This window comes from Paenibacillus sp. FSL H3-0302 (genome assembly GCF_037982245.1).
GTDB lineage: Bacteria > Bacillota > Bacilli > Paenibacillales > Paenibacillaceae > Paenibacillus_AQ > Paenibacillus_AQ odorifer.
On record NZ_CP150284.1, the window covers coordinates 3,877,745 to 3,902,472 of the forward strand.

At 43.6% G+C, this 24,728-nt stretch carries 19 protein-coding genes and 2 pseudogenes; 4 read left to right on the forward strand and 17 right to left on the reverse strand.

All coding sequences use genetic code 11. The features are described from left to right. Positions 1 to 149 precede the first annotated feature (149 nt). Positions 150 to 839, reverse strand: coding sequence for a hypothetical protein (locus MHH50_RS17200; RefSeq protein ID WP_340033174.1), 690 nt, complete (start codon positions 837 to 839; stop codon positions 150 to 152). 581 nt (positions 840 to 1,420) lie between these two features. Between MHH50_RS17200 and MHH50_RS17205 the strand changes: the two genes are divergently transcribed. After that, positions 1,421 to 1,897, forward strand: a complete 477-nt coding sequence (locus MHH50_RS17205; RefSeq protein WP_076220480.1) for a ferritin-like domain-containing protein — start codon at positions 1,421 to 1,423, stop codon at positions 1,895 to 1,897. 108 nt (positions 1,898 to 2,005) lie between these two features. On the opposite strand, the gene MHH50_RS17210 is transcribed toward MHH50_RS17205, so the two are convergent. From MHH50_RS17210 to MHH50_RS17220, 3 genes are all read right to left on the reverse strand, one after another. Beyond that, positions 2,006 to 2,194 (reverse strand): hypothetical protein, encoded by a 189-nt coding sequence (locus MHH50_RS17210; protein ID WP_340033175.1) that lies wholly within the window; start codon positions 2,192 to 2,194, stop codon positions 2,006 to 2,008. A 1,730-nt stretch (positions 2,195 to 3,924) separates the two neighbouring features. Next, the gene (locus MHH50_RS17215; protein WP_076281706.1) at positions 3,925 to 4,707 is read right to left on the reverse strand and encodes an SDR family oxidoreductase; all 783 of its coding nucleotides are present in this window, start codon (positions 4,705 to 4,707) and stop codon (positions 3,925 to 3,927) included. A 286-nt stretch (positions 4,708 to 4,993) separates the two neighbouring features. Then, positions 4,994 to 5,761, reverse strand: a complete 768-nt coding sequence (locus MHH50_RS17220) for a nucleotidyltransferase (RefSeq protein WP_340033176.1) — start codon at positions 5,759 to 5,761, stop codon at positions 4,994 to 4,996. Positions 5,762 to 5,947: 186 nt separating this feature from the next. On the opposite strand from MHH50_RS17220, the pseudogene MHH50_RS17225 reads away from it, so the two are divergent. Next, positions 5,948 to 6,118 (forward strand): annotated as a pseudogene (locus MHH50_RS17225) (YHYH domain-containing protein); the annotation flags it as partial. Positions 6,119 to 6,336: 218 nt separating this feature from the next. Beyond that, positions 6,337 to 6,612 (forward strand): annotated as a pseudogene (locus MHH50_RS17230) (tyrosine-type recombinase/integrase); the annotation flags it as partial. 117 nt (positions 6,613 to 6,729) lie between these two features. Here the strand turns inward: MHH50_RS17230 and glnA are convergent. The 13 genes from glnA to mutS form a co-directional block, all read right to left on the reverse strand. Then, the gene (gene glnA, locus MHH50_RS17235) at positions 6,730 to 8,058 is read right to left on the reverse strand and encodes a type I glutamate--ammonia ligase (RefSeq protein ID WP_036687730.1); all 1,329 of its coding nucleotides are present in this window, start codon (positions 8,056 to 8,058) and stop codon (positions 6,730 to 6,732) included. A gap of 33 nt (positions 8,059 to 8,091) precedes the next feature. Continuing rightward, entirely contained in the window at positions 8,092 to 8,502 is a 411-nt protein-coding gene (locus MHH50_RS17240) for a MerR family transcriptional regulator (protein WP_019910684.1), read from the reverse strand. 62 nt (positions 8,503 to 8,564) lie between these two features. Next, a complete protein-coding gene (locus tag MHH50_RS17245) occupies positions 8,565 to 9,839 on the reverse strand; it encodes a methionine gamma-lyase family protein (protein ID WP_036687732.1) in 1,275 nt (424 codons plus the stop codon). 133 nt (positions 9,840 to 9,972) lie between these two features. After that, positions 9,973 to 11,262: a GTPase HflX gene (gene hflX / locus MHH50_RS17250; RefSeq protein ID WP_076308353.1), complete on the reverse strand. Its 1,290-nt coding sequence runs from the start codon at positions 11,260 to 11,262 to the stop codon at positions 9,973 to 9,975. 254 nt (positions 11,263 to 11,516) lie between these two features. After that, the gene (locus MHH50_RS17255; RefSeq protein ID WP_076098759.1) at positions 11,517 to 12,491 is read right to left on the reverse strand and encodes an AAA family ATPase; all 975 of its coding nucleotides are present in this window, start codon (positions 12,489 to 12,491) and stop codon (positions 11,517 to 11,519) included. Positions 12,492 to 12,807: 316 nt separating this feature from the next. Further along, entirely contained in the window at positions 12,808 to 13,464 is a 657-nt protein-coding gene (locus MHH50_RS17260) for a YdcF family protein (protein ID WP_076277324.1), read from the reverse strand. Positions 13,465 to 13,466: 2 nt separating this feature from the next. Next, positions 13,467 to 14,021, reverse strand: coding sequence for a DUF402 domain-containing protein (locus MHH50_RS17265; RefSeq protein ID WP_076190185.1), 555 nt, complete (start codon positions 14,019 to 14,021; stop codon positions 13,467 to 13,469). A gap of 186 nt (positions 14,022 to 14,207) precedes the next feature. After that, on the reverse strand, positions 14,208 to 16,766 hold the full coding sequence (locus MHH50_RS17270; protein WP_076190184.1) for a PBP1A family penicillin-binding protein: 2,559 nt from the start codon (positions 16,764 to 16,766) through the stop codon (positions 14,208 to 14,210). Between the two features lie 139 nt (positions 16,767 to 16,905). Next, positions 16,906 to 17,145, reverse strand: a complete 240-nt coding sequence (gene hfq / locus MHH50_RS17275; RefSeq protein WP_036687741.1) for an RNA chaperone Hfq — start codon at positions 17,143 to 17,145, stop codon at positions 16,906 to 16,908. Positions 17,146 to 17,164: 19 nt separating this feature from the next. Beyond that, on the reverse strand, positions 17,165 to 18,145 hold the full coding sequence (miaA, locus tag MHH50_RS17280; protein WP_340033177.1) for a tRNA (adenosine(37)-N6)-dimethylallyltransferase MiaA: 981 nt from the start codon (positions 18,143 to 18,145) through the stop codon (positions 17,165 to 17,167). Further along, positions 18,135 to 18,947 (reverse strand): class I SAM-dependent methyltransferase, encoded by an 813-nt coding sequence (locus MHH50_RS17285; RefSeq protein ID WP_340033178.1) that lies wholly within the window; start codon positions 18,945 to 18,947, stop codon positions 18,135 to 18,137. Before MHH50_RS17285 ends, miaA begins: the two co-directional genes overlap by 11 nt. An 11-nt stretch (positions 18,948 to 18,958) precedes the next feature. Next, complete coding sequence (gene mutL, locus MHH50_RS17290; protein WP_076306035.1) at positions 18,959 to 20,944, reverse strand: DNA mismatch repair endonuclease MutL; 1,986 nt, start codon at positions 20,942 to 20,944, stop codon at positions 18,959 to 18,961. Positions 20,945 to 20,986: 42 nt separating this feature from the next. Beyond that, positions 20,987 to 23,716 (reverse strand): DNA mismatch repair protein MutS, encoded by a 2,730-nt coding sequence (gene mutS / locus MHH50_RS17295; protein ID WP_340033179.1) that lies wholly within the window; start codon positions 23,714 to 23,716, stop codon positions 20,987 to 20,989. 207 nt (positions 23,717 to 23,923) lie between these two features. Here mutS and MHH50_RS17300 point away from each other — a divergent pair, with 207 nt between their 5' ends. Beyond that, positions 23,924 to 24,721, forward strand: a complete 798-nt coding sequence (locus MHH50_RS17300) for a GNAT family N-acetyltransferase (protein ID WP_340033180.1) — start codon at positions 23,924 to 23,926, stop codon at positions 24,719 to 24,721. Positions 24,722 to 24,728: the final 7 nt, after the last annotated feature.

A 24,728-nucleotide genomic window follows, 5' to 3' on the forward strand; every position in this document is an offset into this window, starting at 1 on the left:
GCGAAATTTGCAACCTCAGCAAACGAAAATTGGCGTTCGAATGAAGTAAGGTACCAAAAAGAAGAAGAAGTGTGCCAACAACCATTTTTTTGATTATGGTTATGGCACACCCCTTCTACTCCGCACAACTCCTACGGCTCTGATCACACTTAATTCCTTTCAAGTTCAAGTGTTGCCAGTGAAACCATCACCCAAGGTGCAAACTTATTCGACGAATCCCCCTTAGGATTGTGTATCCGAAAAAGAAAAGCTTCCCCCGCCTGATTCTTCCAGACCATATAATCTTCTATCCCTTTATCACCGGTTGCCTGCAGATATAATTCTGCAAAACCTAGAGGATGTTCAATTAGTTCCCCGCTATGGTCGTTGGCTTTGCCAATTGCAGAAAGCTCGGTTTGTCCCTGCTGCTTCAGAGCGGTGAGCTCGTAACCGGCAGGCAAGTGTTCAATTTGGGCATAATAGGTTGGATCCTTAGTCAATAATAAACGATTAGACTGCGAGTCTAGTGTGAAATCCTGAAAGACATACAGGGAATATCCATCACCTTGCTCAAGTGTACCTTCTTGCCCTGAAATCCCTCCCTCCTGTTCACCAAATGCTTTGTTCTTTGGTCGATCGGATGTTAGAGGATCAGTGGCCTCCGGACTGGCGGACTCCTGCACCTCCATAGAAGGAGTAGCAGAAGGTTCAGGAGTGGTTGTAGCTTCGACAACTGGCATAGGCGCTGCACTTGACGCTGTAGGTTTTGCCTCGTCTGTTGTTTTATTGTTACTACATGCACCGAGAATTGAGGAAGACAGAAGAATACTAGTAACTGTAGTTAATAATATTTTTTTCATTACGCACCTCCTTATTACTATATTAGTTATTACCCACATGAGTGACGTGTCCTCTTAATCTTCAAACCTTTTCTTCATTTTTATTGCTACGGATTGAAAAATTTCAAACAATCGACTCGTTCTTATTAACAGCTATGGAGTTGTGCTCGAAATTCAAATTGTTCCCGGACGATTCGGGCACCTACTATCTTAATTAATGCCACCAGATTCCATAAAGTGACCCATGAGATCTTAGTTCTTCTCGGTTTCATAAGGTTAATTGGACTGAGCAAGAGCAAGGTAGACGACACATCAATTAAGTAAAACAAATTCCACAAAACACTTTACTTAACACATTTTCAGAAAAAAATTAAATAGCGACTCACAGCAATAAGGAAAACCAATTGTGCGCAAACGTCGATAAGGTATCTTTCACCTGCTCGTTTTGCTGAGCAATTTACTAGAAAATCTATTTCTTACCGTCCACTTTTTTGACTTTGGTCTAATTAAGAAAAAGTAAGAAGTGAGATCATGCTCATACAATCAGTTAGCGAGCATATGATTGTTGATAGAATACTTATAAATTATTGGAGGTTTTGCTAATGTATATGGTGTATCCTTATTGGTTCAGATCTCAATTTGTCCCCATTTGGGCAACTTCAACTCAAGAGGCTCTTGAATTAATGAGGACTTCAGTCCAAGGTGAACGAAATGACGAACTTTTTTATGACCAACTCATTCAACTTGCTCCGAATAAAGAACAAGCTGAAGTTATTACTTCTATTCGGAATGATGAACGTGGGCATAATCTTATGTTTCGACAAATGTACAGAGAATTGACAGGACATGAAGTGACAGGAGTTAGCGACGAAGTCCCTGAACAAGTTAATTCGTATAACAATGGTTTGCAAAAAGCCTTTCAAGGTGAATTGTCAGCGGTTGAAAAGTATCGAAAGATATGGTTCGGTCTTCCGTATGGCGTTTATAAGGATACTTTATATGGCATTATTCTCGATGAGCAAAAGCATGCAGCGAAGTATAATAATTTATTGATACTAAATTCAGCTGCAAATCAGTAGTCATTGTATCGACTGCCCTTCAGAAATCACAACTTTACTTTCATAATATTAAGCGTGTCCCCTCTGCCTTCTCTCGAGTGCAAATGTAAGTCTTATCTTGTACCTGTGTCATGACGGCGCCTTCCCTAACCCGTTGAACTCATCCACATTCTCGATCCAATCAAATGTCCCGCCCACGATGTGTGTGAACGATGCGTCAGCTCTATCCATACCACCATTATTCCCCGCATTTCTTTCTGATACTTCGTATATGATCGAACGTTTACTTTCCAACTGTCGAACTATGGTCTGCAGCACAATTCCTCAAAAACCATATTCTTTGCCCTCATCCTAATAATCCATTTTTCGCTATGCAGCTAAGCTAGATGGTGTTAAGCCTTCTGGCTTTTTTACATTTTAGTCAAGAACGAATTCAAAGGTAACGCATGCTTTGGATTCGCCTTTGAATTGATTATCGATAACGAAACATACGAGTGAAATTTATCAAAAGGCCGAGCTCGCAATTCAAAAATTCAATCATTTGACTGAGTCATAGCATTCTCCTTATAAGAGGCTAAGAAGTTTTACCTGTCGCGAAAATGGCTTGTCCCAAGTTGGAGAGCATTCTTATAGTCCAATTCATAAAATCGTTTAGCCAGCTTATTACCCCTTTCAAGCTTTGGAATAACACGTTTAGGTCATGGTAGCATAAGAATCACAGCGCACATATACACATATTTCAAAGAAAATAAATGAAAGCAGTATGGAGAAATTTGAAGCTCATATGAGAAGTATCCTCGAATGATCACTACATTTTTTGGGGGCATTACGGGGGCGTCCATAAACCTCTACAATATCTCCTATCCTTACCCCCACACACAAAAAAACCCTCAACACCAAAGGCGTTAAGGGTTTAAAGGTTCTAGTAAAGCGTCATATATTGGTTTCTTTCCAACTCATGAACCTGAGTACAATTTACAGTTTGCCTTTTTTTAATGGTCTGAATAGTACCTAACTCCGTTAAAATAAAGGGTTCTCTGAGAAAACGATTACGGATTTCAATGTCTTCCTTCTATTATTTGTGAGCATTTTGTGGGCGTTTATGTGGGCAGGAAATATAGCCCAATTTTCAATCAGAAGAGGTACTACAAATGCAATTGAAGATTTCAATCTAGGGAATAGAATCCAGAACATCGCTATCTTAAAAGTGGCTTGAAAATCGTATTAGGAGAATCATCGCCATTAAAATTAACTGTAGATATCGGATAACCATCGCTAATTGGCTTCGCTCCGGAATCATTGGTGGATGTATCATAGGATCCATTGCCTCCGTGAGGGAAGAAATTTAATGTATGAACAAAAACCCTGCTACCATCATGGTCAGCAAGGTTTTATTATGACGCTTACTCGTAGAGTTGATTACAGATAAAACAATATTTTTTGAGCAATAAAAGAGCAGTTCAGGTTATCCCTGTGATGACTCTTCTACATGGTACAACTCCTAACAGCAGCAATACAATGTTACACAGCTTATCTACTACTAAAGGACAAGAAAAAAGGAACCATAAAACGTCGCCCGCGCGGCAAACGAAAATAGTTTCCCGGAGACGCCACTGATGCTACCGATACAACGACAGAACCATTACTCAAATGACAGTGCTGCTTACTTTGGAATGTCCCAGAGAACTTTTGAAGAACTAGGAGCACCCCCTAAATTATGAGATGGGAAGATTTAAAGCCGGGACAGTCCGTGCGTATCTGTGACAATCACGATAGCGGATTTGGTGGAAGGTGCGGAAGTATTGTAGCTATTGGTACTTTTATTGGTATCAGCGAACGTATAGGTGCGTTGATTGACATATATGAACCGTTACTAATAATTATTTAACCAGAAGCCCTCGAAGAAGTCGACTTCGAATCACTGCCACCAGGATGGGCTGAATTTGATATAAGACACATCAAATTATAATGCCTCGTCAGCATTATCACTGACGAGGCGATTTTCACAATCGTATTAGCTAGGTGTCTCATTGAGCTATCGTTCTCCGTTAGTTGAATCCACCCGTGGAATGTAAAACTTGGCCGGTAATCCACTCCCCATCATCGGTGGCTAAGAATGCAACCAGACGAGCTGCATCCTTAGGCAATCCTACTCTACCTGTTACAAATTGCTTAGATAACTGCTGTCGTAGGTCAGGAGTCATCCAGCCGGTGTCTGTGGGTCCAGGATTTATCGCATTTACGGTGATGCCTTTCGGACCCACCTCTGCTGCAAAAGTTCGTGTGAAAGCATCTATTGCCCCTTTCGTTGTGGCATAAGAGATTTCACCAGCCATGGGGCCTAGTGATTGGCCCGATGTCATATTAATAACTCGACCACCTGCCGATTGCGTAAACCGTCTAGCGAATTCCACACTAAGCATAGTTACCGCCCTAACATTAATTGCGTAGTGTGCATCCAAAGACTCTGGGGTAATCGTGGTTAAGTCATCGTTAACCGAATAACAAGCATTGTTAACAAGAATGGAAGGTTCTCCTAGCTTCTGCTCAACGTTATTTAATAAATCCATAAAGCTTTCAGGTACAGAAAGATCCATCATTAGGTGTTCGCAACGAACGCCCATGGAACGTATTTCCTCACAAAGTTGCTTTTGCTCCTCGTTATTGCTACCCCAGGGCATCTGTTGATCGTAACTAACCCAGTGTGTAAAAAATACATCAGCGCCTAGATAGGCCAACTCTTTGCACACTGCAGCACCGATTCCTGTGCTGCGACTTGCACCTGTTACTATTGCGATTCGACCTGTTAATCTGCCAAGTGTAGTATTCATGGGTCTTTTCTCTCCTTTTTATTTTGAAGTCGCATTAAACTGCGGTGACTATTGTGCAAATCTGCCCGTTACTTCAATGAAAACAGCAGGCTACCGTAGCGCCTGCTCATTAATGTGTATTATTCAACTAAAGTTCCCGTTAGCTCAATAGTCTTATGTTTTAATTAGAGTCGCTGCTTATAGTTGTGAGGCTTGCCGAACACCTAACGCAGTGACGTCCCGACGGGCTTAGGGGGCTGGATGTGGTCACTCGCTTCTCAGAGTGACCCGGAGCGTCAATATGGTGTTAGTCGAAGGAAGTTCTGGAAGCAGCCATTGTATTTAAGGCGTTCTCAAAATAGCTATATACTTCATCTGCAATTCCCAGAAACTCTTCAACAAGTACATTACTATCCAAGTAACAAGCATACAGATAATCAACTAAAGCGGAGTCAATATCACAATAGTTTAATATGGCATTCTTCATCTTAATAATGTCATCTTGCCATACACCTGTATCTTCTAAAACCAAAGAGTATAATGCACGAATTAATCTCTTAGAGTAACCTTTAATATATCTAATTTTCATTGTGTTATCACTAGCATTAGAAAGTAAACTATGTATACGATCTACTTCCTCCTTGGTCTCTGTATTTAAGTCTAAAATGAACTCTGGAGAAATAATTATCGGTGGTACTTTTTCACCAACGTCATGACCATATATGCAAACACAAATTATCTTTACCCAAAAACCCCACTCATTTGGTTTACTTAATACATCGTCAATCGAGCAAATTATCGTATCAATCTTAGTTACTATTGGATATTCTTCCAAAAGCCTGTCTTTAATATTTGACAATCTTTCGTAATCAATATCTTTGGGATTTACACATACAATAGTAAAGTCTGCATCTGACGTAAAAGGTTTAGCAATTCCTTTTGGAATCGAGCCACACATATAAATGCTATGAATCTTACCTTTGAATTCGGTAAGTATATTATCTATATACTTATCAACAAAATCCTTATATTCACTTTGTATTTCAATTCTATTTATAACTTTTTCTAATATCATATAGACTCCTCCTAAACTAAGAACTTCTTTCGGCTAACGCCTTTTTGGGAACTTCGTAAATTCGTCATGACTTAAGTTATTCGCGAAATCATTCAACTATCCTTCCCAGTTAGCTTAATAAGGGATAAGTGAAAATGTATTCTGATAGACTACTCCAAGAATCAAACATTGGGGTATTTATTTTTTATGAAAAGAATTTTTGTTTCAAGCTTCATGTCACTTTTCTTATTATTGATGCCTGTACTTGCTGAGGCACATCCAGGACGCACAGATGCAAATGGGGGTCATTATTGCCGCACAAATTGCGCAAAGTGGGGACTGGAAAACGGAGAATACCATTACCACAACGGTGGAGGTTCAGATTCTAAACCGGCTGCCACATTTGTAAGACGTTAGATTTTTCAGCTGAGGATGAAGCAACTCTATTCGGAGATACAAAAACGTTTAATTCGCAACGAACGATAAAAATTAGTCAATCTATCATTAGCGATCTAAAGCAACACATTAAATATCAGAACCAACATAAATTAGCTTAGAAGGGTTCCTATAAACATAAGTTAAACTTAGTTCTTTCTAGAGATGATGGAAACTTCATGCCGAAATCTTCTTTATTCAATTCTTTTTCGCGAATTTTGAAACGTATTGGTCTCCCGGCGATGCCGATTCATTCTTTTCGTCACACTCATGCTGTTCTTATACTTGAGGCTGGTAACGATATGAAGTATGTACTAGAACGTTTAGGTCACGGTAGTATGAGAATCACAGCGAACATATACACACATATTTCAAAGAAAATAAATGAAAGCAGCATGGATAAATTTGAAGCTCATATGAGAAGCATCCTCGAATGATCACTACATTTTTTGGGGGCATTACGGAGGTGTTCATAAACCTCTACAATATCTCCTATCATCCTTACCCCCACAAAAAAAACCCTCAACGCTTAGAGCGCCAAGGGTTTAAAGGTTCTAGTAAAGTGTCATGTATTGGTTTCTTTCCCACTCATGAACTTGTGTACGATAGATATCCCATTCGATTTCTTTCAGCTCGTAGAAGTGAGCCAGCGCATGTTCGCCGAGAGCTTCGGTAATTACATGGCTGCGGATCATTTCGCTTAGCGCTTCTTTCAAATCGGATGGCAAGCTTGGGATGCCTTCTTCAATACGCTCTTCCTCAGACATCACATAGATGTTACGGTCAATTGGAGCTGGAAGATCAAGCTTACGCTTAATTCCGTCTAGCCCTGCTTTCAACATAACAGCAAGTGCGAGGTATGGGTTAGCTGCCGGGTCCGGGTTACGAACTTCAACACGTGTGCTAAGCCCTCTCGAAGCTGGGATACGAATCATCGGGCTACGGTTACTTGCAGACCAAGCTACGTAACAAGGTGCTTCATAGCCAGGAACAAGGCGTTTGTAAGAGTTCACTGTTGGGTTAGTAATCGCTGCAAAAGCACGAGCATGCTTCAAAATACCAGCCATATAATAACGTGCAGTTTTGCTCAGACCTAGCTTGTCACTTTCATCGTAGAACATGTTTTCTTTGCCATTAAACAAGGATTGGTGAGCGTGCATACCAGATCCGTTAATACCAAACAATGGTTTAGGCATAAAAGTTGCATGCAAGCCATGTTGACGGGCAACCGTCTTCACAACGAGCTTAAAAGTTTGAATTTGGTCAGCAGAAGTGATCGCGTCAGCATATTTGAAATCAATTTCATGCTGGCCGGAAGCCACTTCATGGTGAGAAGCTTCGATTTCAAAGCCCATTTCTTCAAGGGTCAATACGATTTCACGACGGCAGTTTTCCCCTAAGTCTGTAGGAGCTAAGTCGAAATAACCACCTTGGTCATTCAATTCTGTAGTTGGGTTACCTCTTTCGTCTGTTTTGAACAAGAAGAATTCAGGTTCAGGTCCAACATTCATCGCTGTAAAGCCCATTTCTTCGGCTTCCTTCAGACAACGCTTCAGGATACCACGTGGGTCTCCAGCAAATGGAGTACCATCCGGCATATACACGTCACAAATCAGACGTGCAACACGGCTATCAGTCACCCAAGGGAAGATTACCCAAGTATCAAGGTCTGGGAAGAGATACATATCGGATTCTTCAATCCGTACATAACCTTCGATGGAGGAACCATCAAACATCATTTTGTTGTCGAGTGCTTTTTCCAATTGGCTAACCGGAATCTCTACATTCTTGATAGTACCTAACAGATCTGTAAATTGCAGACGAATGAAACGAACATTCTCTTCCTTGGCAATGCGTAAAATATCCTCTTTAGAAAAGCTCACGTGATCCTCTCCCTTTCAAAACTCTGTATATTATTATTTATTAAAAAACCGGGATAACTCACCTTGAATAAGCGATACCTGTCCCGGTCTTTTACCGGAAACTAGTTCTTGCTTCAGCAAACGGTGAAGCTGCGAATCTGATAGCTCTCTACGTCTAACCTCTGTGTCAGGGGTAATCACTGTAGCTTCTTCGGATTCCTTCGAGACTGGGTTCATTACTTGCTTGATGCCAGCAATGTTAACACCCTTTTCAATCAAGGCCTTAATTTCTAATAGGCGCTCAACATCATTAAAAGAGAACAAACGTTGATTCCCAGAGGTACGTGCAGGTACGATTAGACTGTGCTGTTCATAATAACGAATTTGTCTTGCAGATAAATCAGTTAACTTCATTACAATTCCAATAGGAAATAATGCCATATTTCTGCGGATTTCATCACCCATGACTCATCCAACCTTCCAATGATCTTTTTCTGATCTCATTGTACATTTCCTAATACAGCGTGTCAATGGTGTGTAAGATTTTCTGACAGTAATTTTCGATCACGCATACTTTGGAGTGCCATCAAAACGCCATATTTGACATGGGAGTAGGTTAATCCCCCTTGCATATAGCCAATATAAGGCGCACGGATAGGCGCATCTGCCGATAACTCTAAGCTACCACCTTGTATAAACGTACCTGCCGCCATGATGACAGGATGTTCATATCCCGGCATATCCCATGGTTCTGGAACTACATGGCTGTCTACCGCCGCAGCACGTTGAATTCCCTGCACGAAGGCAATCAAGTGATCCGGTCCATCAAAGGAAACCGCCTGAATCAAATCTGTACGAGGTTCATTCCACGCTGGTTTCGTCTCAAACCCGCAGCGCTGAAATACAGCTGCCGCAAAAATACTGCCTTTAAGGGCTTGTCCAACTGTATGCGGAGCCATGAATAGGCCTTGGTATAACCCGCGGGTAGTTCCTAACATTGCGCCTACCTCGCCACCGATACCAGGAGCTGTAAGACGGTACGCTGTAAGCTCTACTAGATCTCTGCGCCCACAGATGTATCCACCCGTCTCAGCAATTCCACCACCAGGATTTTTAATTAATGAACCCGCTACTAAATCCACTCCAACCTGCGGAGGCTCAAGCTCTTCAGTAAACTCACCATAGCAATTATCAACGAACACAATAACATCCGGTTTCAATGACTTCACTCTCGCTGTCATGTCACCTATTTCGGCTACTGTGAAGGAAGCACGCCAATCATAACCACGCGATCTTTGGATTCCAATTACTTTAGTTTTCTCATTGATAGAGAGAGTTACCTCTTCCCAATCAATCTTACCCTCTGCTGTAAGGGCAACTTCCCGATATGTAATTCCGAAGTCTGCGAGTGAGCCTGTCCCATCTCCTGCTTGGCCAATCACCTTGTGTAAGGTATCGTACGGACGACCTGTGATGTATAAAAGCTCGTCTCCTGGTCGCAGCACACCAAAGAGGGCTGTTGAAATGGTATGTGTTCCTGAAGCAAAATGCGGGCGCACCAAGGCTGATTCCGCACCAAAAACGTCAGCATAGACAAGATCCAGCACTTCGCGTCCACGGTCGTTGTAAGCATACCCCGTTGAACCCGCAAAATGATAATCACTGACCTGATGACGTTGAAACGCTTCAATAACCTTCCATTGATTCTTATCGACAATTCGATCAAGAGCTTTGACTGCACCTTCGATTTCAACTTCTGCGGACTCTGCCGCTCCTAAAATATCTTCTGCAAAAACTGCCATTAGTTCTTATTCGCTCCTTACATTTACTTGCCATCATAATGACAGAAAGCGACAGTTGCCTGACGCTTTTTGTCATTAGCTATTATTTTATACCTATACAACAAGCATTTCCACTTTAGGGGAACAAAGAAGATTACGGCTGGTCCACAAAATCAGCAAGCATGTAACCCCATTTATCATAATCCTCTTTATTAAGACGGACGTTATAGATAACATCGTTCTCATCATAGGTGGTTTCCAGAACCTCACCTACTCTGTAAAGCAGGGAAGAAATATCGCCTCGGTCTCCAGGAATGCGAAAATTCAGCGTATCTCCAGCCAACTCATCAGAGATAATTTCAATAATCCGGGTTAAATCCTCCGGGTTAAACGCACTGATTTTCAAAAACCCTATGCCTGTTGGCAGCATTTCCAGTTGCTCAGGCTCACATAGATCGATTTTATTAAAAAGTACTATTTGCGGTTTGCTAGCTGCCCCTAAGTCCTGCAAAATAGTTTGTACAATCTCCATCTGCTCCTCACGCATTGGAGATGAGGCATCCACTACATGCAACACCAGATTGGCCTCATTGACTTCCTCCAGCGTTGCGCGGAAAGATGCTACAAGATCATGCGGAAGATTCTGAATGAAGCCTACAGTATCCGTAAGCACTACCTCTTTGCCACCCGTTAGTTGAAGCACACGTGAAGTAGGGTCAAGCGTAGCAAACAATTGATTCTCAATATAAACATCCGCATCCGTAAGCTGCTTAAGCAGCGTCGATTTACCAGCATTCGTGTAGCCGACTAGAGCAACCTGCACTGCCCCTGCCTTACGGCGGCGTTCACGGTGCAATTCACGGGTTTTAACTACCTCATCCAACTGGCGTTTCAACTCCGTAATCCGACCGCGAATATGACGGCGATCGGTCTCAAGCTTACTTTCACCTGGCCCTCTGGTTCCTATACCCCCGCCTAATCTGGATAAGTTTTTGCCTTGACCGGATAACCGCGGCAAAAGATAGGACAGCTGTGCCAGCTCTACTTGAATAATACCCTCTCGTGTTTTGGCCCGCCCAGCAAAAATATCCAAAATGAGCTGCGTCCGATCAATAATCTTCAGATCCAGAGACTCTTCAAGGTTCCGTACCTGCGCTCCAGATAATTCCTGATCAAAAATAGCCGTATTAGCTCCAAGACCATCAGCGGCCATGCGGAGCTCTTCTACCTTACCTTTCCCGATAAACCATTTCGAATCCGGTGTTTCCTTATTCTGACGCAACACATCCAGGACTTCAACACCTGCTGTTTCTGCTAATTGTACTAATTCCTGCAGAGAAAGCTCTGGGTCAATACCGGTACGTTTAATTTTATCTGTGACGAGAGTGACCAATATCGCCCGATCTTGAATATCCGTTTCTGTATCATGCGTAGTTATTGCCATTTATTCATGCTCCTTATGACGGTAATAGAATCTTTGTGTACCATTTAATCAGTTTTTCACTTCTTGCTGATGTTATACAGATGAACCTGTTCATTCACAGCGCTTCAAAACATTTTATCATAAGTTTCATTGGTAATATAGGCTGATAATGGAACGGCTCACCATTCTGTCCGCATTTTCATTATGATAATCTTCAATCTTTTATAAAAGATAAACCGACTAAGCACGTATAAACTTAGCCGGTGTCAATTTATTTAAGAGATTATACTCTCCCCTTTTGAATAATCATCGACCGGAAGAACAAGGTCTCTCGGTAAGATCTCCATCAAAGATTGTTTAGATATTTTGACATGCCTGCTTATTAATCTAACCGCTTGATGGCGGATTGCCTGTTCGAGGATATTGCGTACATAACGGGCATTACTAAAGTTTTCTTCAATAATTTTCTCATTAAGGATTAACTCTTTTAGTTTCCCGTTTGTTTCTGGAGTAATTATATAGTCTCTTTCAGCAGCCATTTTATGTGCAATCAATATCAGTTCATCTGTTGTGTAGTCCTGAAAATCGAGTTGAATTGGAAATCGTGAGGGAAGCCCGGTATTAGCCTCCATGAACATCTCCATTTCATTTGGATAACCCGCTAAGATAATGATGAGATCATCATTCCTGTCCTCCATAACCTTTACAAGACAGTCGATTGCCTCTTTTCCAAAATCTTTATCCCCGCCTCTAGCCAAGCTATAAGCCTCGTCAATGAATAATACGCCACCCATAGCCTTCTTAACAAGGTCTCTGGTCTTTTGAGCTGTATGCCCTATGTATTCCCCCACTAAATCCGCTCTCTCTACTTCGATTAATTGACCTTTACTTAATATGCCCATATTCTTTAACAGCTTGGCAACGATTCTTGCTACAGTTGTCTTCCCAGTCCCGGGGTTGCCTTTAAACAACATATGATAAACCTGATTAACTACATTTAACCCCAGTTCTTGTCTCATTTTTTCCACTTGGATAAGCGCATGAATTTCATATATGAGATCCTTCACCTTTTCAAGACCGATAAGCTCATGAAGCTCTTGCAGGATTTCTTTTGTAGATTCTAAATGATTATTTTGAGCCAGCGCGCTCTCCAATGTTTCATTCGTAATATTTGTTGGGTCTTGATTTTTGAAAGTTATATTCATTCTGGAATCATTAATGGTTATCTTTCTTAAATTTTCTTCACCCATTGTAATCACCTCGTTAGAGCATTATATGCAATAACTGAATGACATCATGCACTTGTTTTAAAGAATGGGGTTCGACATTGGATTCCCTGCTATCTCTCGCATCTTCTACGATGGTACACGAGGATAGAATGACCGAAATGCACAAAAGTCATAAGCAGAACTTTATTTTTTTATCATTTCACAACCCCATTATTTTTGATATACAAATAACAAATAGCCCCCCTTTAGAGTTTAGTCCATTTGGGGGCTGGCTTTTCTAATCAAGTCTCTTCCGGAATAGGAAGCATTATTAGAAGATTCTGATAATTGAGAACAATTACAGGAACAACTGCTGGATTTTCCATTTCGTATAGGCTAGAATTTCACGCGACTTATGCCTTGTCATCGACAGAACAGTGGATTCAGTAAGCCCCAGTTCAGGATTCACATAACCGAGCTCGTCCGCGATTTCGTGTGAACGCCATCCATGATATGTATGCGTAATAATAATTGCTGAGGACAATCCCTCACTTGTCATAATTGCTTTGCTATACAGAAGATTCTCGTAAGTGCTGGTAGCTTTATTTTCAACAGAAATGGCGCTATCCGGAACTCCATGAGCTACTAAATAATTGCGCATACCTTGACCTTCGGTATATTTCAGATCAGGTTTATCCAAACCTCCAGAAACTATGATATGCGGGAACATCCCCTCTTGGTAAAGCTTAAGCCCGTAATCCAATCGTTCCTTCAATCCCGGGCTAGGTTCATCTCCCCACATCGACATGCCAAGAATGATCCCTGTATCGGCTTTGAGCATAGGATCTGTCGTTGCAGCTTTATTGATATTCCTCAATGCGTACGCACACCACAACAAACCAACTACAACAATAACCATTAAAGCAATAAGCAACGTTCGTTTAGACCAAATTCGGCGTTTTTTGCGAACAATCCGAATCGGGGAAGAGTCTCTTCCATAAACGTACCATTCCATCTTTATTTCCTCCTGAATTCTCCATGATGAAATAATTCGGCACGATGTTTCAAAGAGAGTGAGAAATAAGGGAAAGCATGAGCATCGATGCCACGTAAAATAGTATGGGCAGTCTCCCAGGCTAGCTTATAATCGTTTTCTGAGATGTCTTGCCTCTCCAGTGCTTCCTCCAGTTCATCCTCATCGAGCAAAAACACCTCGCCGTTCCAAAGTACTACCACGTCCAGATACAAATCGTCAAACCAAGGCACACCTTGGTCAGTAACGCCTTGCACTTTACAGGTGTCTATGTACCATTGAACAATATTTTGTTTTTCGTCGAACATAGCCGTCACAATATAGTGACTATCTTTCGGAAAATATTGCAGCCAGGAATAACCTTTATCTGCAATACGATATGTATGTCGTCCATAGCTCTTCCACAGTGGTTCTTTCAGCCCGTAGATGGTATAAAGCGTAATATATCCGCTGAATTCCCGGCTCTCCACATAGCGGCAGGCAAAATGGCGACGCGTAATCCGGCGCCAGTTGGCCCGGTCTCCGAATTTACGTTTCATAGAAATTACCCTCTCCAGTATGGTCTATTCAGCTTAACACATTTAGAGGATACACTCAAAATATCCCGCAAAATACAAGAAATTTTTCTTCTAAACCTAATAAAAACGGCAGTCCAGCTTCGCTCTATAAATAAAGCAAAGCTGGACTGCCATGGATAAAGCCATTGTTTGAAATTCAAATTCGTTTTATTGAGTGGAAGAATCCCCGTTCACAAAACCTGTCTCTGGATCAGGGTTTGTGGATACATTCCCACTCTCATCGCCGGAACCCTCTCCACCGATAGTGGGTTCTGGAGTTGGGGTCGGCATTGGTGTTGGCGGTGGCGGGGTGATTTCAGGGATTGTAGTACCACCGTCATTTCCGCCTCCCTCATTGCCGCCTCCGTTATTGCCACCATTTCCATTCTCTCCGTTGTTGCCACCGTCCTCTGGGGTCGGGGTCGGAAGATTAGGATCTATGGTGGGTTCAGGGGTCGGCATTTCATCCTGCACGGATACACTAACCACATTGGAGGGCTCGCTCTCCACTTTTAGCGCAGGGTCATAAGAAGTTACATAATACTCGTAAACCAAACCAGGCAGTGCACTAAAATCGCCTGCGCTGGTAGTCACTGTATTTAACAGTGAGCCAAATTCAGCTTCCGATGTCTCTCTACGATAAATACGATACTCAACGCCGGCAACAGGAACTGCCTCCCAATTGAGATTTACAGTCATCGTAGAAGGATCATATGCTGCTGATAGTCCAGTAACGGTCTGAGCTGTTTCTGGTGTTTCAGTAGGCTCAGGAGCAATCTCGTTATCGAGCTGCGGGAAGGATTTCTTAGGAACATCCTTCAGCGCTTCCTCCATGACCTTACCCCAGAAAGCAGCGGCAAGCGGACTGCTGTTCTTAAGCAGATGCTTTTTACTTGGCTTGTCGTAACCCATCCAGACTGCTGCAGTCCATTCTGGCGTATAGCCTACAAACCATACATCACGGTTCGAGCTGATTCCAGAATATCCACTTTGCGTCGTACCGGTCTTACCGGCAACAGGACGGTCAATCCTAGCTTTTCTACCCGTACCGCTCTCCACGACCTTCTGCATCATCTCAGTCATTTGATAAGCTGTTTCCTTACTCATCACTCGCTCAGGCGTTGTATTCGCTTTGTAGACCGTCTCACCACTGCTGTCAGAGATGGATTTAATGGAATAAGCCTCTCTTAGTTCGCCGCCATTTGCAAAAGCGCTGTAGGCTTGCGCCATTTCCAGCGTATTGGTCCCTTTGCTCATGCCTCCAAGAGCCAGCGATAGGTTCTTATCCTCATCTTCCAATCCAATGCCTAGTTTCTTGGCAAATTTAAATCCGGTATTCACACCAATTTCATTGAGCAGCCAAACAGCCGGAATATTCTCTGATTTCTGAATGGCATCACTCATGTTGATGCTCTTAGAATATCCGTGCAGGTTGGTTGGACAATAGTTCGCGAAACATTGCTTCTCGTTGCTTAGCGTTGAATTCATGGTGAATTTCCCAGTTTCCAGCGCTGGAGCATAAGAGACAATTGGTTTGAAAGCAGAACCTGGAGAACGACGGCTGCCAGTTACACGACTGTAGCCTTTTTTCTCATAATTCCGTCCGCCAAGGAGTGCGACAATGCTGCCATTCTCCTGATTCACAATCGTCATTGAGCCTTGTACCAGCTCTTCATCTACACTCTTTTCAAAATTATCACTATCTGCAAAAGCATCTTCAACCGTTTCTTGAGCATGCTTATCCATGGTAGTGTAAATTTTGTATCCGCCGATATTCAGATCATCTTCTGACAATCCAAATTTTTCTTCCGCCTCATCTACTGCAAAATCAATAAATGCTTGATAACGCTGTTTCTTTTCTGGCGGCTTATAGTTATAATCTACGGCTTTTGCTTCGTCTCTTTCCTGCTCCGTAATGTACCCTTGCTCATACATAAGCTGAAGCACTACTGCCCGGCGTTCCTTCGAAAGATCAGGGTTACGCAGCGGGTTGTAACGAGACGGGCCTTTTGGCATGGCCGCCAATGTCGCGATTTCCCAAACCTTAAGCTGACTCAAATCACTTTTACCAAAATATCTTACTGACGCTGCTTTAATTCCGTAAATTGTACCCCCGAAGTTAATCCGGTTCAGATACATGGTAATAATCTCTTCTTTAGATTTCTGATTCTCCAGAGCTACGGCAATCGACACCTCAGTTGCTTTACGGAAAAACGTCTTGTCCCTTGTCAGGAAGATGTTTTTGGCGAGCTGTTGAGTAATGGTACTACCGCCCTCTACCATACTTCGTGCGGCTATATCCTTTACTGCTGCCCGGCCAATCGACCATAAATCCACACCAGAATGTTCGAAGAAACGTTTGTCCTCTGTGGCTACAAAAGCGTTAACCAATAACGGTGGAATTTCTTCATACTCTACTGGATCACTTTTCTCCAGTGATAATTCGCCGATTAAATTAGCATTGCGGTCATATACCTTAGTCGTTTCATTCACTGTTAGCTTATCCTGGTTCTCAAGCAGAAGCTTTTGACCATTTAGCATAATGAACAGATATCCACCTAATGCACAGAAAATGGCCAATGCCGTAGCGAAGAACAAGCTCCACAGCACACGCTTCTTCGTCAAAAATTTCTTTTTCTTTTTTGGTTTTGATTTTGGTTTTGATTTGGAACTGGACGACCCTCTATCTCTATTGTGATTCGTCCTGGATGTATCGTCTCTAGACATAATGCCTCCTGACTCCCTTTCGGAAATAAACATAAATGGTCTGCCATGAATGAAAAGAACAACCTTCACAGGTTGCTCTCTCACACTCTATTCAAACGATTTATAAACAAGAAAGGTTTCAATTCATTTTTGATAAATGTTATTCTTCACTACTGCTGTCTTGCATCAGTGATACACTACGTTGTGGTGTGAACGTGGAAATTGCGTGTTTATACACCATTTGCTGGCGTCCATCACTGTCAATGACGATTGTAAAATTGTCGAATGCTTTAATTATTCCCCGGATTTGAAAACCGTTGGTCAGATATACCGTAGCAGGGATATTTTCTTTGCGTAGTTGGTTCAAGAATGTATCTTGGATGTTAATGGACTTGTTCATATGACGTACCCCCAATGGTTCAATTAGATTGTTCAGAAGTATATTCAAGACCTGAGAGAAACTTTCCTGCTATTATACCACGTATTTTTGAGAAATTCTCAGAAAAGTTTTGTTCACCTTCGACATCGATCCACTCGATTTCCTTCATGTGGCGAAACCATGACAACTGTCTTTTGGCGAATCGGCGAGTATCGCGTTTAAGCAGTATCACAGCTTCTTCCAGCGTCAGCTCTCCCGCCAGGTAAGCGGCAATTTCCTTGTAACCCAATCCCTGCATGGACACAAGGCTTCTGCTGTAACCGTTATCCAGCAGTCCCTTCACCTCAGCAACGAGACCATCCGCCAGCATGCTATCAATTCGGTCCTCAATACGTTTATATAGTATTTTCCGGTCCATTGTCAAACCTATGAGACATAAGTCATAGGGAGATTCCTTCTTTTGAGCAGCATGAGAAGCGGAAAGTGTAGTGTTTGTCTGGTGTTGAATTTCCAGTGCACGGATAATTCTGCGACGGTCGTTAGGATGAAGTTTGGCTGCGCTGACTGGATCAACCGCCTCGAGTCTGGCATGCAGTGCAAGCGCTCCATGTTCTTCCGCAAATTGATCCTGCTCTTTACGGAAAGCTTCATCAGCCACTGCTTCCGAGAACTGAAAGCCGTAACATAAAGACTCAATATACAGTCCAGTCCCCCCTACGATAAAGGGAAGCTTCCCTCTAGCGCTTATCTCCTCGATGAGTCTAGTGCCCTGCTCTTGAAATTCAGCGGCAGAATACGCATCCTGCGGATCATGAATATCGATCAGGTGATGGGGAATGCCGTTCATTTCGGCGGATGTAATCTTAGCTGTACCAATATCCATACCACGATAAACCTGCATCGAATCGCCGGAAATAATCTCAGCGTTATAAGCCGCTGCCAGCTCCAGACTTAACCGGGTTTTGCCTACGGCAGTTGGTCCTAACAGCACTAGAACCTTATGCCTTTCTTTAGTTGTCAATGTGTATCACCCCGTACGATGTTTTGGAGTTGCTTCGGAGCAGCTCAGTAAACCCTAGGCGTTCAAATTCGCCACTCAAAGCCTTTTCTTTTAAAAGAACAGTCTTACGGGCGACCCTAACCGCTTCGGCTACACTCTCTGTCGATAAGGCTGCACGGTTAGCGAATTGCCGCAGCGGGGAAATCGAGGCAGAACCCGTCAGTGGCACGCGAAACATAGGATCAAAATAAACAATATCCACACTTCGATCTGGTTGAGACCGTAAATAATCCAAATGTTCACTATGCACGACATTAACTCTGCGTAAAGCCTCATTGACCTTTACTTGCCCAGAGGTGTAATGAGACATCCCTTCACTGAGCAGTGCGTACAGCGGTAATGAGCTCTCCAAAGCGGTTACCTCTGAGGACTCACCACCATGTACAGCAAACAGTAAGGAGTCAGCTCCTAATCCAGCTGTACAATCCAATACGCTATCTCCGGGAAGCATTCGAGCCGCAACAAGCATCGGCTCGATCTCACCCTTTAGAATTCGTTTAGCGCGAACGAAGCCCATGCTCGGATGAAACTCCATAGGCTCCATTCCTAAGCGGTGTAGTCGAACAGCGTCCTGAGATAGAATCAGAATATCCTCATCTCCGTAATGTTCAACCATCCTTGTAATGGAGAGCTTCTCACGTGGAGCATAACTACAACCCGTTCTCTCCGCAAGGCTTTGCGCGCGTTCTACTATTTCCATTATCGGGCTATACCCCGTAGTTATAATCATGGTGCCTCCAGTCTTGCTCTTAACTAATTTCAAAAAATGTATAATTACATAACCCGCTTGAACAATTTCTCTAAATCATAGGATGAAAAAGAGATCACAATCGGCCGTCCATGTGGGCAAGTATACGGTTGTTTGCACTCTGCCAGTCGGGACAACAGAGCCTCCACTTCCTGTTCTGTTAGTTTATGGTTGGCCTTAATCGAGGCTTTACATGAACACAGAATCGATGACTTTTCTCGTAGCTTCGCAAGATCAATCATACGCTCGCTTAAGACCCACTCCGCCATTTCTTCAACGACCGCCTTCTCATCCCCTTCAGGAAACCAATAGGGCAAAGAACGAACAAGAAAGGTCTGTCCGCCAAAGTGCTCAAGGTATACCCCGGCCTGCTGAAACCAATGTAGACGTTCACTAAGCTGACGACTTTCAGAAGGCGTGAACTCCAGTGTAATCGGCAGTAGCAGCTCCTGTGAGGCATCCTCCGGCCGACCAAATTTCTCATAGAAGTATTCGTAATTAATACGTTCATGTGCCGCATGCTGATCGATTAAATAGAGTCCTCCATCATTCTGGGCAATAATATAGGTCCCATGATGCTGGCCTATATAATTAAGCTCAGGAAAGGCCGGAAGTCCAGGCTCTTCTTGTTGTGGTGGAGCCCATAGCTTCTCAACCGAAGGGAGCTGCTTCTGCGCCATTGACGTTTCTTGCGGGCGATAGCTATTGGAATAACTAGTATTCGCATTAGTTTGGCGCCCCTGCGAAGATGAAGACGGATAGCCTGATCCGTAAGCTGGAGCTACCTCGCGAGCTACCTGATGATCCGCCTGACCATCCTTGCTAAAATCACGGGAATTACGGTCAAGGTTCGATGACTGTAGTCCACTTAAGAAGCTGGCAGATCCCTTAGGGGCTGTATCCTTCTCATCACCATTCGAAGATGACGGCGGAACAGCTCCTTTGGAAAAAGCAAATTGCTCCTGGATAAAGGAGCTGCTGCCCTTGGGTCCGATTGTTTCCTTGCTTGGACGTGGAATCAGACTTTGCCCCAGCAGTATTTTGCGGATCTCCTGCTCAACAAAGGTGTAAAGCTCATTCTCTTTACTGAATCTAACCTCGAGTTTTGCTGGATGTACATTGACATCTACCAAAGAGGGGTGCATATCCAGTTCAAGAACTAATAACGGATAACGGTTAATCGGAAGCAAGGTGTGATAAGCACGCATGATTGCTGCGTTCAGTCCATTACTGCGAATATAACGTCCACCGACAATAGTAGTGATTGCATTTCGATTGGAACGTGTCCATTCTGGACGACTAATATATCCGGAAATCCGGTAATCCAAGTCTTCTGCCGTAATCGGCAGCATTGCTTTGGCGGCATTGGTTCCGTAAACAGCTGCGATGACCTGCAGCAGATCACCATTTCCGAGCGTATGCAGCAGCTGATTGCCATTATGATGCAAGGTAAAAGAGATCCCCGGATGAGCCAGCGCCATGCGGTACATGGCATCTGAGATATGGCCCAGCTCCGTCTGAATACTCTTCATATATTTCAGCCTTGCCGGCGTATTAAAAAACAATTCACGAACGGCAAGATCACTTCCCCGGCCGGAAGGAGCGTCCTCATTTCGTATGAGATTGCCACCCTCAATGTCTACTAGGCGCCCTTTGCCGTCATCGGCAGTTGCAGTTAGAAGCGATACCTTGGAGACCGCGGCAATACTGGGAAGTGCCTCTCCGCGGAAGCCTAAGCTTGTGATTTGAAATAGATCGCGGCCATTCAGAATTTTACTTGTAGCATGCCGGTAAAAGGCGGTCTCGCAATCTTCAGGATCAATCCCGGAGCCATTATCTTTAACGCGGATGCTCTGCAAGCCCCCCTCTTCTACCGATACCTCAATTCTTGTACTGCCAGCGTCAATTGCATTCTCGACAAGCTCCTTTACAACAGAAGCTGGCCGCTCTACTACTTCACCCGCAGCTATCTGGTTGGCAATATGCTCGTCCAATATATGAATTTTGGCCATTTCATTCACCTCTTATTTAGGCAATCAATTATTATAAAATCTTTATTGCAGATCCTTAACCTTCATCTTCAGCTCGTTCAACAGACTCATCGCCTGCAGCGGCGTCATATTCATAAGATCAGCGTCACGCACAGAAGAAATGAACTCTTTTAGCGCAGGATTCTCTTGGATTTCGGTTACCGCAACTTGATGTGCACTACCTTTGCGATTCTTGCGTGGTTCTTCCTCACCAAAGATAGACAACTGAACAACCTCATTTTCTACAGGTGCCTCAGTGATGACACTTACGGCTTGCGCTATCGAGGATGCGCTAGCAACTTCTCTTACAGCCGCCTGTCTTTCGAGGCTTCCCCCGTAATGAAGTTCCGAACCACCAGGATGGGCTGCCTGCTCAATGCTCTGCAAGAGACCATAAGCTCGGTCAATAATCCCTTCAGGAAGACCCGCAAGACGTGCACAATAGATGCCATAGCTGCTGTCAGCCGCTCCAGGAACTAGCTTGCGCAGGAAGTTAACTTTATCACCGCTCTCTTGAACAGCCATAGAGTAATTCCGCAGTCCTTTAAGACTTCCTTCCAAATGAGCCAATTCATGAAAATGCGTCGAAACTAGAGCTTTGCAAGAAATAACATCATGTACATATTCAATAACCGCCTGAGCGATGGCCATACCTTCACTGGTCGAGGTACCTCTTCCCAGCTCATCAATAATAATCAAGCTACGAGCTGTTGCTTTCTCTGTCATAACCTGGATATCAGCCATTTCCACCATAAATGTACTTTGTCCACCGATCAAATCATCAGCTGCTCCAATACGAGTAAAGATCCGGTCTATAAGCGGAACTTCAGCACTGTTTGCTGGTACAAAACATCCAATCTGAGCCATGATGCAGATCAGCGCCACCTGACGCATGTAAGTACTTTTTCCCGCCATATTAGGACCTGTAATTAGAAGAATATTACCTTCTTTCCTACTCAGCGTGCTTCCATTTGCAATAAAAGCAGAATCTTTAAGCACCGCCTCCACAACGGGATGACGGCCCCCTTCAAGCCGAAGATCATAACCATCCGAAAGGACTGGCTTCACAAATCGATGTTCGGCACTAACTGCCGCCAAGCATTGATATACATCAATTTCGGCAACCTTTTCCGCAAGATTTTGCAGGCGGGGAATTTGCCCGCTGATGCGATCACGCAGCTCGGTAAACAGGCTGTATTCCAAATCCGTCATTTTATCCTGAGCTTCAAGGATGAGTGCTTCCTTCTCCTTAAGCTCAGGAGTGACAAAACGCTCTGCGTTGGCAAGCGTCTGCTTACGTTCATATCTTCCTTCCGGCAGTGCAGCCAGATTGGATTTGGTGATCTCTATGAAATAACCGAAGATTTTGTTATAGCCGATCTTCAGTGACTTAATGCCAGTGGCCTGTCTTTCCTTAGCTTCCAGTTCAGCGATCCAACGTTTACCGTTACTGCTAGCTTCCCTAAGCTCGTCCAAACGTTCATGATAACCGGAACGGATAATGCCACCGTCGCGCACAGACACCGGGGCATCCTCGACGATTGCGCGGTCAATATCCTCTCGCAGCTCAGCGCATTCATCCATACTTGCACCGATCTCTCGTAAAGTAGCTGAACCGGAGGTCATACATAAATCCTTCAATGCAGGAATTTGTGCCAGCGATAATTTCAGAGCATTCATATCACGGCCATTGGCACTGCCAAAAGCAATACGACCCACCAAACGCTCCAAATCATAAATTTCTTTAAGCGCTAAACGCAGGTCCTCGCGAACGATAAACTGATTGTACAAATAATCGACAGCCTCTAGGCGCCGTTCGATCGGAGCTCGCTGCAATAGCGGCTTATCAATTCTGCGGCGCAACAGACGGGCGCCCATCGACGTTTCCGTTCGATCCAGCAGCCAGAGCAGGGATCCTTTTTTGGAGCGTTCGCGAACCGTCTCGGTTAGTTCAAGATTCCGGCGTGTAAATGGATCTAGAATCATATAATTGCCTGGTTCATAAGGAGAAATCTGACTAAGCTGCCCTAACGAACGTCGCTGGGTCTCATTCAGATAAGAGATCAGAAGCGCCAGACATTGTCCACGTTCCTTCTCTAGACGTACCCATGCCGCTTCACCGAACTGACGACGTGCCAGCTCCTCCTCGCGTTTCTCCCAAGGGGTGTAAACTACAGGTTTGGCTAACAGCGGCGTTTCGCTTCGCAGGATCTCCAAAAGTGCAGCGTCTCCGATGATCTCAGCCGGTTCATAAATGCCAATCTCATCACGCAGCCATTCGGCTCCAGATAATACCGAAGTAACATACAGCTCACCAGTTGTTAAATCGCAGGCAGCTAATGCCATCATTCCGTCACTTTCGGTGACGCAAACGAGGTAGTTATTGCTCTTGTCAGCAATGATTTTTCCATCCATCACGGTTCCTGGTGTCACGACGCGTACAATATCCCGCTTCACCATGCCTTTAGTGACTGAAGCATCCTCTAACTGCTCACAAATGGCGACTTTATATCCTTTTTCTATCAGGCGTTGAATATATCCCTCGGCGGCGTGGTAAGGCACTCCACACATAGGGATTTTCTCCTCGCCCCCGCCTTCGCGGCCTGTCAACGTAATCTCAAGCTCCTTGGAAGCCAAAATGGCATCTTCAAAGAACATTTCATAGAAATCGCCCAGTCTAAAAAATAGGAAGGCATCCTTAGCCCCTTCCTTTACCTTTAAATATTGCTCTATCATCGGCGTATATTGTGCCATGGTCAACCTCCATGCCTATTTAATGCTGTCCCCCATTATAACAGAAAATTGATGGACAAAGTTACCCTGAAACCTCACATTAGTACAACGAAAGACTAGAATACTTATCAGACAAACACTTACTTGAGGTATATTCTTCTGCTTTTAAATATTGTAAAATCTTAACACAGAGCGTCAGCCCATATAAAAATCAAAGGAGAATACAATATGATACGAAAGCTAACGAAGGATGATCAAGAGCTGCTGATGGCATTGCTGCGGAAAGAGCCGGCGCTTAATTTATTTATCATTGGCGATGTGGAGAATTTTGGGTTTGAGCAGGATTTCATGGATTTATGGGGAGAGATTGACCCAGCCGACGGGCGGATAAAAGCCGCTCTGCTGCACTTCTATAGAAGTTACCTTCCTTATGCAGATGGCCCTTTTGATGTCGAGGGGTTCGCTGAGATTATCCGAAAGGATAATGACATACATATGATCTCCGGAGCCTCAGAGGTGGTGAAGGCTTTTGACGGTGAAATTAATTTCAAACAAGTAAAACAGCTGTATTTTGCTGAATTAAAAGAAATGAACAATAAAATAAGTGAGTCCTTCTCTTCAGCTGAGCCTATTAAAAAAGCTACGGTTCAGGATGTAGAAGCGATTTGCGCACTCACGGATACCATTGAAGAATTTGAAAGCAGCCGGAATGGTTCAAGAACCAGCCTGCGTAAAACGCTGGAAAGCAACACCGGCCGCACCTATTATATAGAACGGGAAGATAAGGTCATTGTCACCGCTTCAACTTCAGCGGAAAATTCCATGTCAGCGATGATTGTAGGGGTTGCCACACATCAAGCATTCAGAGAGCAAGGCCTTGCTTCGCGCGTAATGGCACAGCTATGTGCAGACCTGCTCCATGAAGGAAAGTCATTGTGCCTCTTTTATGACAACCCACATGCCGGAGTTATTTATAAACGACTTGGTTTTCAAGATATCGGTTCATGGACCATTGTTAACATGTAGACCAAAT

Excerpts from the sequence above, each read along its gene's own strand:
- MHH50_RS17260 (WP_076277324.1), bottom strand. The coding sequence starts at position 13,464 with ATGGAATGGTACGTTTATGGAAGAGACTCTTCCCCGATTCGGATTGTT.
- MHH50_RS17270 (WP_076190184.1), bottom strand. The coding sequence starts at position 16,766 with ATGTCTAGAGACGATACATCCAGGACGAATCACAATAGAGATAGAGGG.
- mutL (WP_076306035.1), bottom strand. The coding sequence starts at position 20,944 with ATGGCCAAAATTCATATATTGGACGAGCATATTGCCAACCAGATAGCT.
- MHH50_RS17245 (WP_036687732.1), bottom strand. The coding sequence starts at position 9,839 with ATGGCAGTTTTTGCAGAAGATATTTTAGGAGCGGCAGAGTCCGCAGAA.
- MHH50_RS17205 (WP_076220480.1), top strand. The coding sequence starts at position 1,421 with ATGTATATGGTGTATCCTTATTGGTTCAGATCTCAATTTGTCCCCATT.
- MHH50_RS17255 (WP_076098759.1), bottom strand. The coding sequence starts at position 12,491 with ATGGGTGAAGAAAATTTAAGAAAGATAACCATTAATGATTCCAGAATG.
- MHH50_RS17215 (WP_076281706.1), bottom strand. The coding sequence starts at position 4,707 with ATGAATACTACACTTGGCAGATTAACAGGTCGAATCGCAATAGTAACA.
- MHH50_RS17300 (WP_340033180.1), top strand. The coding sequence starts at position 23,924 with ATGATACGAAAGCTAACGAAGGATGATCAAGAGCTGCTGATGGCATTG.
- MHH50_RS17265 (WP_076190185.1), bottom strand. The coding sequence starts at position 14,021 with ATGAAACGTAAATTCGGAGACCGGGCCAACTGGCGCCGGATTACGCGT.
- MHH50_RS17220 (WP_340033176.1), bottom strand. The coding sequence starts at position 5,761 with ATGATATTAGAAAAAGTTATAAATAGAATTGAAATACAAAGTGAATAT.
- MHH50_RS17200 (WP_340033174.1), bottom strand. The coding sequence starts at position 839 with ATGAAAAAAATATTATTAACTACAGTTACTAGTATTCTTCTGTCTTCC.
- MHH50_RS17240 (WP_019910684.1), bottom strand. The coding sequence starts at position 8,502 with ATGGGTGATGAAATCCGCAGAAATATGGCATTATTTCCTATTGGAATT.
- hfq (WP_036687741.1), bottom strand. The coding sequence starts at position 17,145 with ATGAACAAGTCCATTAACATCCAAGATACATTCTTGAACCAACTACGC.
- hflX (WP_076308353.1), bottom strand. The coding sequence starts at position 11,262 with ATGGCAATAACTACGCATGATACAGAAACGGATATTCAAGATCGGGCG.
- mutS (WP_340033179.1), bottom strand. The coding sequence starts at position 23,716 with ATGGCACAATATACGCCGATGATAGAGCAATATTTAAAGGTAAAGGAA.